Genomic DNA, 12631 nt, shown 5'->3' on the forward strand with positions numbered 1-12631 from the left:
ATGCGCACGGACCCGATTGCCGTTTCCATCCTCACCGGATTCCTCGGTTCAGGAAAAACCACGCTGCTCAACCGGCTCCTGAAGGACCCGGCACTGACCAACACCGCCGTCATCATCAACGAGTTCGGCGAGGTCGCGATCGACCATCTACTGGTCGAACAGTCGGGCGACGGGATTATCGAGCTTTCCGACGGGTGCCTTTGCTGCACGGTGCGCGGCGAACTCGTCGACACGCTGGCCGATCTCGTCGACCGGGTGCAGACCGGCAAGGTCGCCGCGCTCGACCGGATCGTGATCGAGACCACCGGCCTTGCCGATCCCGTTCCGGTGCTGCAATCCGTGATGGGCCATCCGGCGCTGATGCACGCCTTCCGTCTCGACGGGGTCGTCACCGTCGTCGATGCCGTCAATGGCGGCGCAACGCTCCTGGAGCATGAGGAGGCGCGGCGTCAGGTGGCGGTCGCGGACCGCATCGTCCTGTCGAAGACGGACCTGGCTGATGGGCACGAGGTTTCCGAGCTGACGGCGAAGCTGCGCGGGCTCAATCCGGGCGCCGAGATCGTCGAGGCCGCAGACGCGACATCGGGCACGGCGGCGCTGATCGCCTGCGGGCTCTACGACCCCGCGACGAAGACGGCAGACGTCGCGCGTTGGCTGGGCGAGAGCGATCACGACCATCACCATGATCACGATCACGCGCACGACCATGCGCATTCGCACCATGACGCTTCGATCCGCACCTTCTCGCTCGTTCACGACCGGCCGGTGTCATGGTCGACCATCGAAATGTTTCTCGACCTCCTGCGCTCCACGCAGGGCGAGCGGCTCTTGCGCATGAAGGGCATCATCGAGATCGCCGAGGACCCGGACCGGCCTTTGGTGATTCATGGCGTCCAGAAGCTGCTGCATCCACCCGCACGGCTTCCTGCCTGGCCAGACGGCCAGCGCGGGACGCGGCTGGTGCTGATCACCCACGATCTGCCGGAGGATTACGTCCGGCGACTTTTCGGTGCGTTCGTGGGGCAACCGGCGGTGGACGCGCCGGACCGCGCGGCGATGGTGGATAACCCGCTGGCGATCGCGGGATTTCGCGCCGGGTAGTTGGTCGCTGACCGGATCGGTCAGCGCGGGAACTACCCCCATCTGACACGAGCCGCAGGTCGTACCGGCAACCTGGCTCCGCGCTTCGGGCGGTCTCGCGACTAATACGTCGTGCGGCGTTCCTCACTTGGGGGGCGGCCGAAGAGCAGACGGTAGCTTTGCGCAAAATAGGAGTGCGAGGTGAAGCCGGTGGCGATGGCGACGTCTAGGATCGGCAGGTTGGTTTGGCGCAGGAGTTCGCGGGCGCGCTCGAGGCGCAGGCGCATGTAATAGCGGCCGGGCGTCACGTTGAGGTGGCGCAGGAAGAGCCGTTCGACCTGGCGCACGGACAGCCCGGCTGATTTTGCCAGCTCGACCGCGGAATATGGTTCGTCCAGATTGTCGGCCATCAGTTCGACGATCTTCTTCAGCTTCTCCGACTTGCCCGTCAGGTCGCGTTCCGGCCCGACGCGCTGGCGGTCGCCGGCCGAACGGATACGCTCGTACTGGAACTGGTTGGCCACCTCGTTGGCAAGGTTCTGCCCGAAATCGGCGCGGACGATCTCCAGCATCAGGTCGATCGAGGTGGTGCCGCCGGCGCAGGTGTAGCGCTTGCGGTCGATCTCGAAGACGTTGCCTGTGCATTCGATGTCGGGGAAGCGCTCCTTGAAGCCGGCGCGGTTTTCCCAGTGGATGGTGCAGCGGTGGCCGTCGAGCTGGCCGGCCTCGGCCAAGAGGTATGATCCAACGGAGAGCGCGCCCAGCGTCGCGCCGCGACGGCCGAGATTGCGCAGGGCGGCAAGCGCCTTGCTCTTGCCCGGAAACTCCGTCGTCAGCCCGACGCAAACGAAGAAGATGTCGACCGGCGGGGCGTCGGCGATCGCATAGTCGATCTTGATCGGCAGACCGTTCGAGGCCGAGACCGCCTCGCCATCGGCCGAAACCGTGGTCCAGGAATAGACGTCGCGACCGAGCAGGCGGTTGGCCGAACGCACCGTGTCGATGGCCGCGGCGAGCGAGAACATCGAGAAGCGGTCCACCAGCAGAAAGGCGAACTGGCGGCCGTTGGGCGACGGTTCGGGCATGATGGTGGATGCCCCCTTAAAAGCGCGGCGGCTCGCGCCCGGCGGCGCGGCAGGCGGAGGCAAGCGTATTGGCCATCAGCATGGCGATCGTCATCGGACCGACGCCGCCGGGGACCGGCGTGATGGCACCGGCGACTTGTGCCGCCTCGTCATAGGCGACGTCGCCGACAAGCCGGGACTTGCCCTCGCCCTTCTCGGGCGCGGGAATGCGGTTGATGCCGACATCGATCACCGTCGCGCCGGGCTTGACCCAGTCGCCCTTGACGATTTCCGGGCGGCCGACGGCAGCGACGAGGATGTCGGCCGTGCGGGAGAGCGCGGCGATGTCCCTGGTGCGGCTGTGCGCGATGGTGACGGTGCAATTGGCGGCCAGAAGCAGGTTGGCCATCGGCTTGCCGACGATGTTTGATCGGCCGATGACGACTGCGGAAAGGCCGGACAGATCGCGGCCGCGGACTTTTTCCACCAGCAGCATCGAGCCGGCCGGGGTGCAGGGGACAAAGGCCGTGTCGATTTCGCCGGTGCCCAGCTTGCCGACATTGACGAAGTGAAAGCCGTCGACGTCCTTTTCCGGCGCGATCGCCTGGATGACCTTGCCGGAGTCGATGTGGCCGGGGAGCGGGAGCTGGACGAGGATGCCGTGAACGCGCTCGTCGGCGTTGAGCTTTTCGATCAACGCGAGAAGATCGGCCTCGGACGTGTCTTCGGGCAGCGTGTGCTGATCGGAGAAGAAGCCGCATTCCTTGGCCTTCTTCGACTTCGACGAGACGTAGACCTGGCTTGCCGGGTCCTCGCCGACAATCACCACCGCCAGACCTGGCGTGACGCCGGTCTCAGCGACGAGATCGCTCGCGGCCGCCTTGACCTTCGCGACCACTTCCTCGGCCACCTGCTTGCCGTCGATCCGTTCTGCCATTCTTAGCTCCCCTGCCCTTCAAGCCGTATCGCATCGTCACCAAAACGCCGCGGCGCGCTTTTGCCTGCGCGTCCTTCTTTGACGCGATAAAGCCAGAACCGCCAGCCGGTTTTCGGCGACGCGACATCGGTTGCACGGAATCGATTGCCGGTCCATGAGCAATGAAACTTCAAGGGAGAACAAAGATGGGTATCAGAGTCATTCTCGTCGGATGCGGCAATATGGGCTTTGCGATGCTGTCGGGATGGCTCGCCTCGGGACGGCTCGAGGCCGGCGAGGTCGGCGTGGTGGAACCGAACGACGTGCTGCGGCTGCGGGCCGACGAACTTGGCACCCATGCGCACGAATCCGTTGCAGAACTGGCCGACGCACGGCCCGAACTCGTCATCTTCGCCGTCAAGCCGCAGGTGATGGGAGAGGTCGTGCCGGCCTACCGGCATTTGGCCGATGGCGGCACAACGTTTCTGAGCGTCGCGGCAGGGACGAGCATCGCGACCTTCGAGGCGCTCCTGGGCGGCAGCGTCCCGATCATCCGCTGCATGCCGAACACGCCGGCCTCGATCGGGCGCGGGATGATGGTGACGGTTGCGAACGAGAAGGTTTCCGATGCGACGAAGGATTTCGTGGCCGGGCTGCTTTCGGCGAGCGGCAAGGTGGCACAGATCGACGACGAGGCGCTGATGGACGCCGTGACCGCGGTGTCGGGCTCCGGGCCGGCCTATGTGTTTCACTTCATCGAATGCCTGACCAAGGCGGGCGAGACGGCCGGGCTACCGAGCGATGTCGCAAAGCTGCTCGCCATGCAGACGGTCTATGGCGCGGGGTGTCTGGCGGCCGAGAGCGCCGAGGAACCGGCCGAACTGCGCCGGCAGGTGACGAGCCCGAACGGCACCACCGCCGCCGCGCTGGCCGTGTTCATGGATGAGGGCCGGCTGGAAAAACTGGTTGGCAAGGCCGTCGAGGCAGCGCGCGCGCGGTCCGTGGAACTAGGCCGGTCGTAAGGCGCGGAAGATCGGCGCCGCGCCTGCCTTTCGGCATCCGGCCATTGTCAAAGAACGGGAAGCGGGGCGCGCGGGCCGTGCCTTCCTATGGTTTTGTGAGTGGCGCGAACCCGCGCACCCCGCCGATGGCTGTCTGGCTTTCGGCCGGTCACAGCGGAACGATCCGAAGATCACCTCCGCCGCGGCTTTTCCCGCATCCTTCGGGGCGCTTTCGCGCTCCAGCGGACGCCGGCCTGTTCCCAGCCCTCACGTGCCCGACAGGTTCCGACGCCCGTCAGGGGGAGGTCATCGCCGCCCTCCCGACACCCGGTGCGCACCGGTTCCCACGAGGGCGATGGGGGGATTATGGGTGAGGTTGAGGGGACGGGGATAAATTTTTGTGAGAGTGGGTGGAAGGTAGATCTGCCGCCTGCTCCTACGCCTTGGCAGGAGCCAGTTCGGGTTGCGCTGGGCTGGTGGTTCGTTGGTGGTTTTTGTGAAGGGGACCCCCACCCTGTATCCCTCCCCACAAGGGGGAGGGAGGGCGTCGGCGTGGCGCCTTTCATCTGGTGTGAGAGCCGTGTTGACGGGCAGACCAAGGCCTTGTGGTTCCTCGGGGGAGCCAATTCGGGTTGCGCTGGGCTGGTGGTTCGTTGGTGGTTTTTGTGAAGGAGACCCCCACCCTTTATCCCTCCCCACAAGGGGGAGGGAGGGCATTCGCGCGGCGATACATTCGTCGGCATTCTTGCCAAGCTTGAGGACAAGAGAGCGACGCTGGCGACCTCCCTCCCCCTTGTGGGGAGGGATAGAGGGTGGGGGTGTTCGTAGAGCGCAGACCGTCGCCGCTAGCCGAGGGTGGCGACCATCCCTTCTTGCTTTTGGCGGAGGGCCCAGAGGCGGGTGGTGGTGTCGGGGGTCGCGTTTTCGAAGGTGAGGAGGTCGCCCTTTTTGACCGGCTTCAGGACCTTGCCGCCTTCGAGAAGCCCGACCGGGACGGCACGGGCGTTGGCGGCCTCGCCGGCCGTCATAGTCCAGGAGCGGTAGCAGGTCTCGCCGATGGCGTCGAAGGTTTCGCCGGCGGCGAGGTCGCGCTTGGCGACGGCGGCGACTTCGGCGAAGGGCCGTGCCAGGGGCACCATGTCGGCCTTGCCATAAAGAACCGCGCGGGCACAGGAGAGCGGGACTTCCAGACTGGTCAGATGGTAGGGCCGGTGGAAGGCATAGTATGGCCCCTTGCCGACATGGAGGTCGTCCATGCGCTCGATGACGCGCGGGTGCGTCGCCTCGACGACGACGAAGACGCCGGGCGCGACGCCCTTGCCGATCGTGTAGTCGACCACGCCCTTCTTCGACAGAACGCCGCCATCTTCGCGCGGGATCAGGATGCGGGCGAGATCTTCGCGCCCGGCGTTCGGGCCGTGCATGCCCGGCTTGTCCGGCACAAGACCGGTCGCGTTGGCGATGGCGGCCATCTCGACCATGGTCTTGGAGCCGTCGATGAACTCGACCAGCATGCGCGGGTTCATGTTCCGGCGCTCGGCTTCCTCGCGATACTGGTCGGGGACGGCGTCGTGATTGAGCGGATTGTTCTTGCCCTTGCCGGCGGAGACGACCCGCAGGCCGAGGGCGGTCGCGAATTCGATGAGTTCCATGCACGACGACGGCTCGTCGCCGGCGCCGACCGTGTAGACGACGCCGAGCCTGTCGGCCTCGCGCTTCAACCACGCGCCGATCGTCACGTCCGCCTCGACATTCATCATGACGAGATGCTTGCCGTGCTCCATCGCCATGAGGTCGTAGTCGGCGGCAACGCCCGGCTTGCCCGTCGCGTCGATGACGACATCGATCAGCGGGTTCGTGACCATCGTCTCGACCGAGGTGATGGCGATGCGGCCGGCCTCGATGGCCGCCGTGACCTTCGACGGGGTGTCGGCCTCCGCCGCGCGCGACTCGTCGCCATAGGCGATCTTGATGGCGGCGCGGGCCGTCCAGGGCCGGCGGGTCGCGATCGCCGCCACCTCGATACCGGGCATCAGCATGCCCTGCGTGACCAGGTCCGTGCCCATTTCGCCCGAGCCGATGACGCCGATGCGTACCGGGTGGCCGCTTTCGGCGCGGCGGGCAAGATCGCGGGCGAGCCCCGTCAGGGCGACATTCGACATCAGGCAGTTCCTCAGGGCGCAAAAGTCGCGGCAGATGACTGACCGGCCATCGGCTTGTCAACCAAGCGGGCGATATTCGACCCTTCGGCTCACTGCGGCAAATGACGATTTTCCGCTTTGGCCTTGGGCGTGACTGGCCTATCTACGAGCGGAATTGCGAAGTAGAGGGCCGAGAATGAGCGCACCGGTGGTATTGACGATCCTCGATGGCTGGGGCCTCAGCGACCGGGCGGAGGGCAATGCGGTGGCGCTGGCAGCGACGCCGAACTTCAACCGGCTATGGGCGACCTGGCCGCATGCCACGCTGACAACCTTCGGCCCGAGCGTCGGCCTGCCGGAAGGCCAGATGGGCAATTCGGAAGTCGGACACCTGAACATCGGCGCGGGCCGCATCGTCTACCAGGAACTGCCCCGCATCAACCATGCGGCCCAAGGCGCGGAGCTTGCCGAGCGTCTGGCCGCGACCGGGCTCATCGATGCGCTCAAGGCTTCGGGCGGGACCTGCCACCTTGCCGGACTCGTCTCGGATGGCGGTGTTCATGCCCATGTGGCACACGCGCTGGCGCTCGCCGGCCTTATTGCCGGGGCAGGCATTCCGGTCGCGTTCCACGCCTTCACCGACGGGCGTGACACGGCGCCGGTTTCGGCGCCGCAATTCCTCGCCGATCTGGAACGCCGGCGGCCCGAAGGCGCCTTCATCGCGACGGTAAGCGGCCGCTATTTCGCGATGGACCGCGACAAGCGCTGGGAGCGGGTGAAGCTTGCCCATGACGCGATGGTGGAGGCGACGGGCGAGCGCGCGGCAACGGCCAGCGCGGCATTGGCCGAAGCGCAGGCGCGCGGCGAGACCGACGAGTTCGTCACGCCGACCGTGATCGGCAGCTATGGCGGCATGCAGGACGGCGACGGGCTCGTCTTCTTCAATTTCCGCTCCGACCGCGCGCGCGAGATCCTGGCTGCGCTCGTCGATCCCGCCTTCGACGGATTCGCGCGGCCACGTCGCATCGATTTTGCCGCGCGTGTCGGCATGGTTTCCTATGGCGGCGGTCTCGACGCACATATGAAGGTGCTGTTCGAGCCGCAGACGCTTGCCGAAGGCCTGAGCGAAACCGTCTCCAAGGCGGGGTTGCGCCAGGTACACCTGGCCGAGACCGAGAAATATCCGCATGTCACCTATTTCCTCAATGGGGGCGAGGAAGCGCCCTTCCCCGGCGAAGAGCGCGTCATGGTGCCTTCGCCCAAGGTCGCGACCTATGATCTGAAGCCGGAAATGTCCGCGCCGGAACTGTCCGAGCGCGTGCTGGAGGCGATCGACGGCGGCAGCTACGAATTCGTCGTCGTCAATTTCGCCAATCCGGACATGGTCGGCCACACCGGCGACCTCGACGCGGCGATCCGCGCCGTGGAGACCGTGGACGCAGCGCTGGGGCGCATCGCGGCGGCGGTGGAACGGCGCGGAGGCAAGCTGATGATCATCGCCGACCACGGCAATTGCGAGGAAATGATAGACCGCGTGACGGGCGAGCCGCACACGGCGCACACGACGAACCCCGTGCCCGTCATCGTGGGGCCGTGGGACGGGACGGTTCAGGACGGCATCCTCGCCGACGTCGCGCCGACGCTGCTGCAACTGATGGGCATCGCGCAGCCAAAGGCGATGACGGGAAGGTCGCTGCTGAGGTGATTGGAGCCGCGAGGATCGACCTTTCTACCGGCTCAAGTCGAGCGGATGAAAGACGGCCTGAGGCCTGATTGGCGCAAGTGAAGCGCAACCTGGAAGATCGGTCGCCAGTCTAGATCGATCGGTCTATTCGCCAGTCCCCCTCGATATACTAAAGTATGATCGGGAGGGATCGACATGAACGAACAGCTATCGCCATCGAACGCGGCGGCGGTTTTGCCGTTCCCGCTACGCGCGCGCACAGCAGCGGTTCGTCATGCTGTCAAAGCTCTCACCGTGCGATGCTTGACCGAGGACATGGCGGTGAGACGTTGGATTCGCGTCACGGATGCCCTTGCTAGTGAGCTGCAGCGCGTTGGCATAGATCCGGTCGTCATCGCCACAGAACTCTACATGTTCGAGGATGCAGTGCGAGATGAGCTCGTGCGCCTCGGCAAAATGCGCGATGGCCCGATTTACTGAAGTCGATCGACACCTTTCCTTCGCTCGTTCTCACCGGGGAGATCTGTCTGGATACGTCTCGTCGGCGTGCCGCTTCAAACGGGCCAAGGCGCGCCGACATGAGAGTTCGTCACTCGCCACCACACTGAAAGCGCTGCGCCGCCCGAAGACGGCGCAGCGGCGCATGTTCACTGCGCTGAAGGGGTCAGCTTGTGGATCATGCCTTCATCGACAGCCGTGTAGAGGCTTCCGTCAGGACCTTGCACGACCGAGCGGAAGCGACCGGCTTCCATGGGCAACGTCATCTCGGTCACGTCGACGACTTCCGTCCCCTCCTCATTCAGCTGAACGACATCGATGCGCTGACCGATCGGCGTGCCGCCGAAGCCGATCCCCATGACGCCGACCACCATCGCACCGTCCCAGTCGCCCCATTGTTCCCCCGTCAGGAACTCGGCCGAGCCGGAACCCTGCGACCATCCGTTGTTGTCCCAGATGGGTTTCATGGCATCCGGGTAGGTTTGAAGGTCGGTCATCGGCATGAATGCCGCGCGTTCATAGCGGTTCATGCCTTCCATCTGGTTGGGGGAATAGCCGCAATAATCATCCGGACAATCTTCGCGTCCGGCCATGTTCGGCCGCGGGTCCCAGCCGCCATTGCCACCATTGACGAGCACGGTGATCTCGTCCGAGTGCCAGGGCCCGTGTTCGACGATGATTGGCGTATTGGTCTGGGGGTGGAACGCGATCCCCTGCACATTGCGGTGCCCGTAAGTATAGGTGCGCTGGTCGAACCCCTCGGGCGGGGCATTGTCGGGAGCGGCATTGCCGTCCGTGTCGATGCGGAGCACCTTGCTGCCCATGATGGTTGGGCTCTGGGGGATTTCGCTGTTGTGATTGTCGCCGGTCGTCACATATAGGAAACCGTCTCCCGGGTTGAACCGGATGCGCCCACCATTGTGCGCGCCGGGGCCGCCGAACGGATGGTCGGATTCAGCGACCTTGTACGGAATGTCGTCGACGATATCGGTTCGGTTCGAAACGTCGCTCAAATCCTCGTTGACCTCGAGGCGCAGGACCCTGTTGGTCCGCGGTTCGGACATGCTGGAGGTCGAATAGACATAGATCCGGCGATTTTCCTCAAAGTCTGGATCGACCGCCACGCCGTTCATGCCCGCCTGCCCTTCGCAAACGAGATCGTCGGCCGTCGTGGCATAGCCTTCCGCTCCGCCCATTCCGAGCAGCTTGTTGACCTCGCCCGAAGGCAGCAGAACTGAGAGACCGTGACACTTTTCGGTAAAGAACATCGTCCCATCCGGGAGGAACGCCATATCCCAGGGTGCCTGCAGCCCTTCCAGCACGACACTGTGCTGCAGGCTGGTGGTATTCGCAGCAAGCGCTACCGCAGGAACCGCGAATGCCAGCGAACCCGCCAGCGCGGCCGCATACGGCAAAGTCTTTGAAATAAGAGATCTTTCCAACATTCACTCCTCCCAGTGCTGTTGAGGCTGCAGCCTCAAACGTTGGTACAATTCTCCCCCATTCCTGGAGGGGGTCACGAAGCTAACTCCGGCGTCTTGCTACATCAAGCCATACTTAGTGAGGCCGGCGACCGGCAGCCCACAAGGCAGCGGCAACGATCCATCCGCGCGCAAGCTCCAGATCGCACGCATGGCCGCGCAGAAAAACTTACGGAAACGACGTCGTAATATAGGCTGCGATGTTCTCGATATCCTCGTCTGTCAGTTTAGTCGCATGGGGGATCATCAATGCGGAATTGGGACCAACCTTCTCACCCTCGCGATAGGTCTGCAGCCGCTCGACCAGAAGTTCTGCGGGTTTGCCCGACAGCTTGGGGAAGCTGGCCATGCCTTGAGCGCTGGGACCATGGCACGCCCGGCAACTACCTTGATAAAGCTTCTCGCCAGCAGCCAAATCCTGCGCAAAGGCGGAGCATTGCCCCGATACCAGGACCGCAGCGACAGTTCGGAAGAGTATGTTTTTCATCGGAGAATCCGGCTCTGATTGATTGTGGCCCGGCCAGTATCCGACGATAAGTCGGTTTCGTCTACGGCTGGTCAGAGCGCTTGAGGCAGAGACATGCATGCCTGCACACGCGGTGCGGGTAGCCCGAAGAGTTGAGTGCCATAGTCGCGTATCCGACTTGCCGGCATTTCGCCGCGGGCGCACGATGGCCCTGGCGGTGGGCGGATCCAGTCACCTGGAGGAGCGGGTCATGCGCGACACGAAAATCGCCAATCTCGAAAACGGGACAACCACGGTCGGCGCCAGCGAGATCGAAGCTTTTGCGGCCAGATTGCGCGGAAGCGTCCTCGAACCGGGGGATCCGTCCTATGACGAGGCGCGCTCGATCTGGAACGCCATGATCGACAGGCGGCCGGGACTGATAGTGCGCTGTGCCGGTGCGTCCGACGTCATCCACACGGTCCGCTTTGCGCGCGAGCACGGCCTGCTCGTCTCGGTGCGCGGCGGCGGACACAACATTGCCGGCAACGCCGTCTGCGAAGGCGGCCTGCTGATCGACCTGTCGCAGATGCGTTCGGTTCGCGTCGATCCGTCGATCCGGCGCGCATGGGTCGAACCCGGTGCGCTCCTTGCCGATCTCGACAAGGAAACCCAGGCATTCGCCCTCGCGGTGCCCACGGGGATCAACTCGACGACCGGCGTCGCCGGGCTCACGCTCGGCGGAGGCTTTGGATGGCTGACACGCAAGTTCGGCCTTACCATCGACAGTTTGATGAGCGCCGATGTGGTGACTGCCAACGGCGAACTGTTGAAAGCCAGCCTTTCGGAAAATTCGGACCTGTTCTGGGCAATCCGCGGCGGCGGCGGCAATTTCGGTATCGTCACCGCCTTCGAATTCCAGCTTCATCAGGTCGGTCCGCAGGTCCTGTCGGGCCTCGTGGTGCATCCATTCACCGAGGCGCGCTCCGTCCTGAAGGCGTATCGCAAGGCGCTCGAAACCGCCCCCGACGAACTCACCTGCTGGGCCGTCATGCGCCAGGCGCCGCCCCTGCCCTTCCTGCCCGCCGAATGGCATGGCAAGGAGGTGATCGTCCTCGCCATTTGCCATTGCGGCGACCTCGAAGAGGGCGAGAAGGCGACGGCGCAATTGCGTTCGATCGGAACGCCGATCGCCGACGTGGTGGGCCCGACCCCGTTCGTCGCCTGGCAGCAGGCTTTCGACCCGCTCCTCACTCCCGGCGCCCGCAACTACTGGAAGAGCCACGACTTCACCGAACTGCCGGACAAGGCGATCGATGTCCTCACCGACGCGATCGGGCGCCTGCCCGGTCCCGAATGCGAAGTCTTCCTCGGCCATGTCGGCGGCGCCGCGGGCCGCGTCGCGACCGACGCGACGGCCTTCCCGCAGCGAAACGCGCACTATGTCATGAACGTCCACGCCCGCTGGCGCGAAAGCCGCATGGACCGGCCCTGCATCGACTGGGCGCGCGAGTTGTTCAATGCCGCACGGCCCTATGCGGCCGGAACGGCCTACATCAACTTCATGCCCGAGGACGAAATGGACCGGGTCGAGGCAGCCTATGGCGCCAACTACAAGCGCCTCGTCGAGGTGAAGCGCAAATATGATCCATTGAACGTGTTCCGGATGAACCAGAACATACGGCCGATGGCAGAGGTGCGCGCGGCATGAGGACCAGGCAATGCGGCGCAATCAGTGAAGAAACGGTATCGGTTCGACCAGTGGATGTGCACGACTTGCCAGCCAGGCTCGGATGATCGGGGCCGAACTCATCTCGCATTCGAGTTTGAGGCGACGTTGCGGTTGGCCGTGGCCTTCGCAAATTCCCGTTGGGCGACCCCACCCGATCGGATAAAGGCCGCCCAGACAGTCAATCAAGCCTTACTGCGCCGGTTGCGGCATATCGATATTGTAGATGTGGCGGGTGATCACATAGTTTCCATCAGCCCCTGGCTCGGCCAGGACAAGCCAATCCCCGGCAACAGGCATTTCTCCGTTCGGCCCGTTGACGGTCATCGAGTAGGTGCCAGACTGATAGATCGCGTCACCCACTTGCCGCGTTTCATCCACCGTCAGGTCGAGATTTTTCGCGCCCGCCTGTTCAAATTGAGCTGCATGACGCTGAGCAACGGCCTCCCTGCTGATCAGCCCCCACTGACGGGTCCGGCTGGAATGTTAGTGCATTGACGGTCTTGTTGCCAGCGCGGGCGGCATCGCTGGTTGGGTTTGCAGGGCCGTCCGCGCGGCGAAGGCTGGGATGAAGACCTCCGGTGCTGGCGGC

11 protein-coding genes are annotated in these 12631 nt (G+C 64.5%); 5 read left to right on the top strand and 6 right to left on the bottom strand.

The window, feature by feature from the left end; all coding sequences use genetic code 11:
* On the top strand, nucleotides 1-1101 hold the full coding sequence (locus tag GTK01_RS05160) for a GTP-binding protein (protein WP_252924774.1): 1101 nt from the start codon (nucleotides 1-3) through the stop codon (nucleotides 1099-1101).
* Between the two features lie 101 nt (nucleotides 1102-1202).
* Here GTK01_RS05160 and GTK01_RS05165 read toward each other — a convergent pair whose 3' ends face one another.
* On the bottom strand, nucleotides 1203-2165 hold the full coding sequence (locus GTK01_RS05165) for a GlxA family transcriptional regulator (RefSeq protein WP_252924775.1): 963 nt from the start codon (nucleotides 2163-2165) through the stop codon (nucleotides 1203-1205).
* Between the two features lie 16 nt (nucleotides 2166-2181).
* Nucleotides 2182-3081 (bottom strand): bifunctional methylenetetrahydrofolate dehydrogenase/methenyltetrahydrofolate cyclohydrolase FolD, encoded by a 900-nt coding sequence (gene folD, locus GTK01_RS05170; protein WP_252924776.1) that lies wholly within the window; start codon nucleotides 3079-3081, stop codon nucleotides 2182-2184.
* Between the two features lie 185 nt (nucleotides 3082-3266).
* On the opposite strand from folD, the gene proC reads away from it, so the two are divergent.
* Nucleotides 3267-4082 carry a pyrroline-5-carboxylate reductase gene (gene proC / locus GTK01_RS05175; RefSeq protein ID WP_252924777.1) on the top strand — a complete coding sequence of 272 codons (816 nt, stop codon included), beginning with the start codon at nucleotides 3267-3269 and terminating at the stop codon, nucleotides 4080-4082.
* An 824-nt stretch (nucleotides 4083-4906) separates the two neighbouring features.
* Here proC and GTK01_RS05180 read toward each other — a convergent pair.
* Nucleotides 4907-6223 (bottom strand): NAD(P)H-dependent oxidoreductase, encoded by a 1317-nt coding sequence (locus tag GTK01_RS05180; RefSeq protein ID WP_305883883.1) that lies wholly within the window; start codon nucleotides 6221-6223, stop codon nucleotides 4907-4909.
* A gap of 175 nt (nucleotides 6224-6398) precedes the next feature.
* Between GTK01_RS05180 and gpmI the strand changes: the two genes are divergently transcribed.
* Entirely contained in the window at nucleotides 6399-7907 is a 1509-nt protein-coding gene (gene gpmI, locus GTK01_RS05185; RefSeq protein WP_252924778.1) for a 2,3-bisphosphoglycerate-independent phosphoglycerate mutase, read from the top strand.
* A 174-nt stretch (nucleotides 7908-8081) separates the two neighbouring features.
* Entirely contained in the window at nucleotides 8082-8366 is a 285-nt protein-coding gene (locus GTK01_RS05190; protein WP_252924779.1) for a DUF6074 family protein, read from the top strand.
* Nucleotides 8367-8533: 167 nt separating this feature from the next.
* Here the strand turns inward: GTK01_RS05190 and GTK01_RS05195 are convergent, their stop codons facing one another.
* Both GTK01_RS05195 and GTK01_RS05200 read right to left on the bottom strand, forming a co-directional pair.
* Complete coding sequence (locus GTK01_RS05195; RefSeq protein WP_252924780.1) at nucleotides 8534-9826, bottom strand: sorbosone dehydrogenase family protein; 1293 nt, start codon at nucleotides 9824-9826, stop codon at nucleotides 8534-8536.
* Between the two features lie 208 nt (nucleotides 9827-10034).
* Nucleotides 10035-10352, bottom strand: coding sequence for a c-type cytochrome (locus GTK01_RS05200; protein ID WP_252924781.1), 318 nt, complete (start codon nucleotides 10350-10352; stop codon nucleotides 10035-10037).
* Nucleotides 10353-10581: 229 nt separating this feature from the next.
* Between GTK01_RS05200 and GTK01_RS05205 the strand changes: the two genes are divergently transcribed.
* Entirely contained in the window at nucleotides 10582-12021 is a 1440-nt protein-coding gene (locus tag GTK01_RS05205) for an FAD-binding oxidoreductase (protein WP_252924782.1), read from the top strand.
* 210 nt (nucleotides 12022-12231) lie between these two features.
* On the opposite strand, the gene GTK01_RS05210 is transcribed toward GTK01_RS05205, so the two are convergent.
* The gene (locus tag GTK01_RS05210) at nucleotides 12232-12402 is read right to left on the bottom strand and encodes a hypothetical protein (protein WP_252924783.1); all 171 of its coding nucleotides are present in this window, start codon (nucleotides 12400-12402) and stop codon (nucleotides 12232-12234) included.
* Nucleotides 12403-12631 lie beyond the last annotated feature (229 nt).

The sequence above is a fragment of the Aliihoeflea sp. 40Bstr573 genome (assembly GCF_024105655.1).
In the GTDB taxonomy this organism is placed as follows: Bacteria; Pseudomonadota; Alphaproteobacteria; order Rhizobiales; family Rhizobiaceae; genus Aliihoeflea.

What these genes read in the sequence shown, in the direction of transcription:
- GTK01_RS05160 (WP_252924774.1), top strand. Translation starts at nt 1, where the DNA reads ATGCGCACGGACCCGATTGCCGTTTCCATCCTCACCGGATTCCTCGGT.
- GTK01_RS05165 (WP_252924775.1), bottom strand. Translation starts at nt 2,165, where the DNA reads ATGCCCGAACCGTCGCCCAACGGCCGCCAGTTCGCCTTTCTGCTGGTG.
- folD (WP_252924776.1), bottom strand. Translation starts at nt 3,081, where the DNA reads ATGGCAGAACGGATCGACGGCAAGCAGGTGGCCGAGGAAGTGGTCGCG.
- proC (WP_252924777.1), top strand. Translation starts at nt 3,267, where the DNA reads ATGGGTATCAGAGTCATTCTCGTCGGATGCGGCAATATGGGCTTTGCG.
- GTK01_RS05180 (WP_305883883.1), bottom strand. Translation starts at nt 6,223, where the DNA reads ATGTCGAATGTCGCCCTGACGGGGCTCGCCCGCGATCTTGCCCGCCGC.
- gpmI (WP_252924778.1), top strand. Translation starts at nt 6,399, where the DNA reads ATGAGCGCACCGGTGGTATTGACGATCCTCGATGGCTGGGGCCTCAGC.
- GTK01_RS05190 (WP_252924779.1), top strand. Translation starts at nt 8,082, where the DNA reads ATGAACGAACAGCTATCGCCATCGAACGCGGCGGCGGTTTTGCCGTTC.
- GTK01_RS05200 (WP_252924781.1), bottom strand. Translation starts at nt 10,352, where the DNA reads ATGAAAAACATACTCTTCCGAACTGTCGCTGCGGTCCTGGTATCGGGG.
- GTK01_RS05205 (WP_252924782.1), top strand. Translation starts at nt 10,582, where the DNA reads ATGCGCGACACGAAAATCGCCAATCTCGAAAACGGGACAACCACGGTC.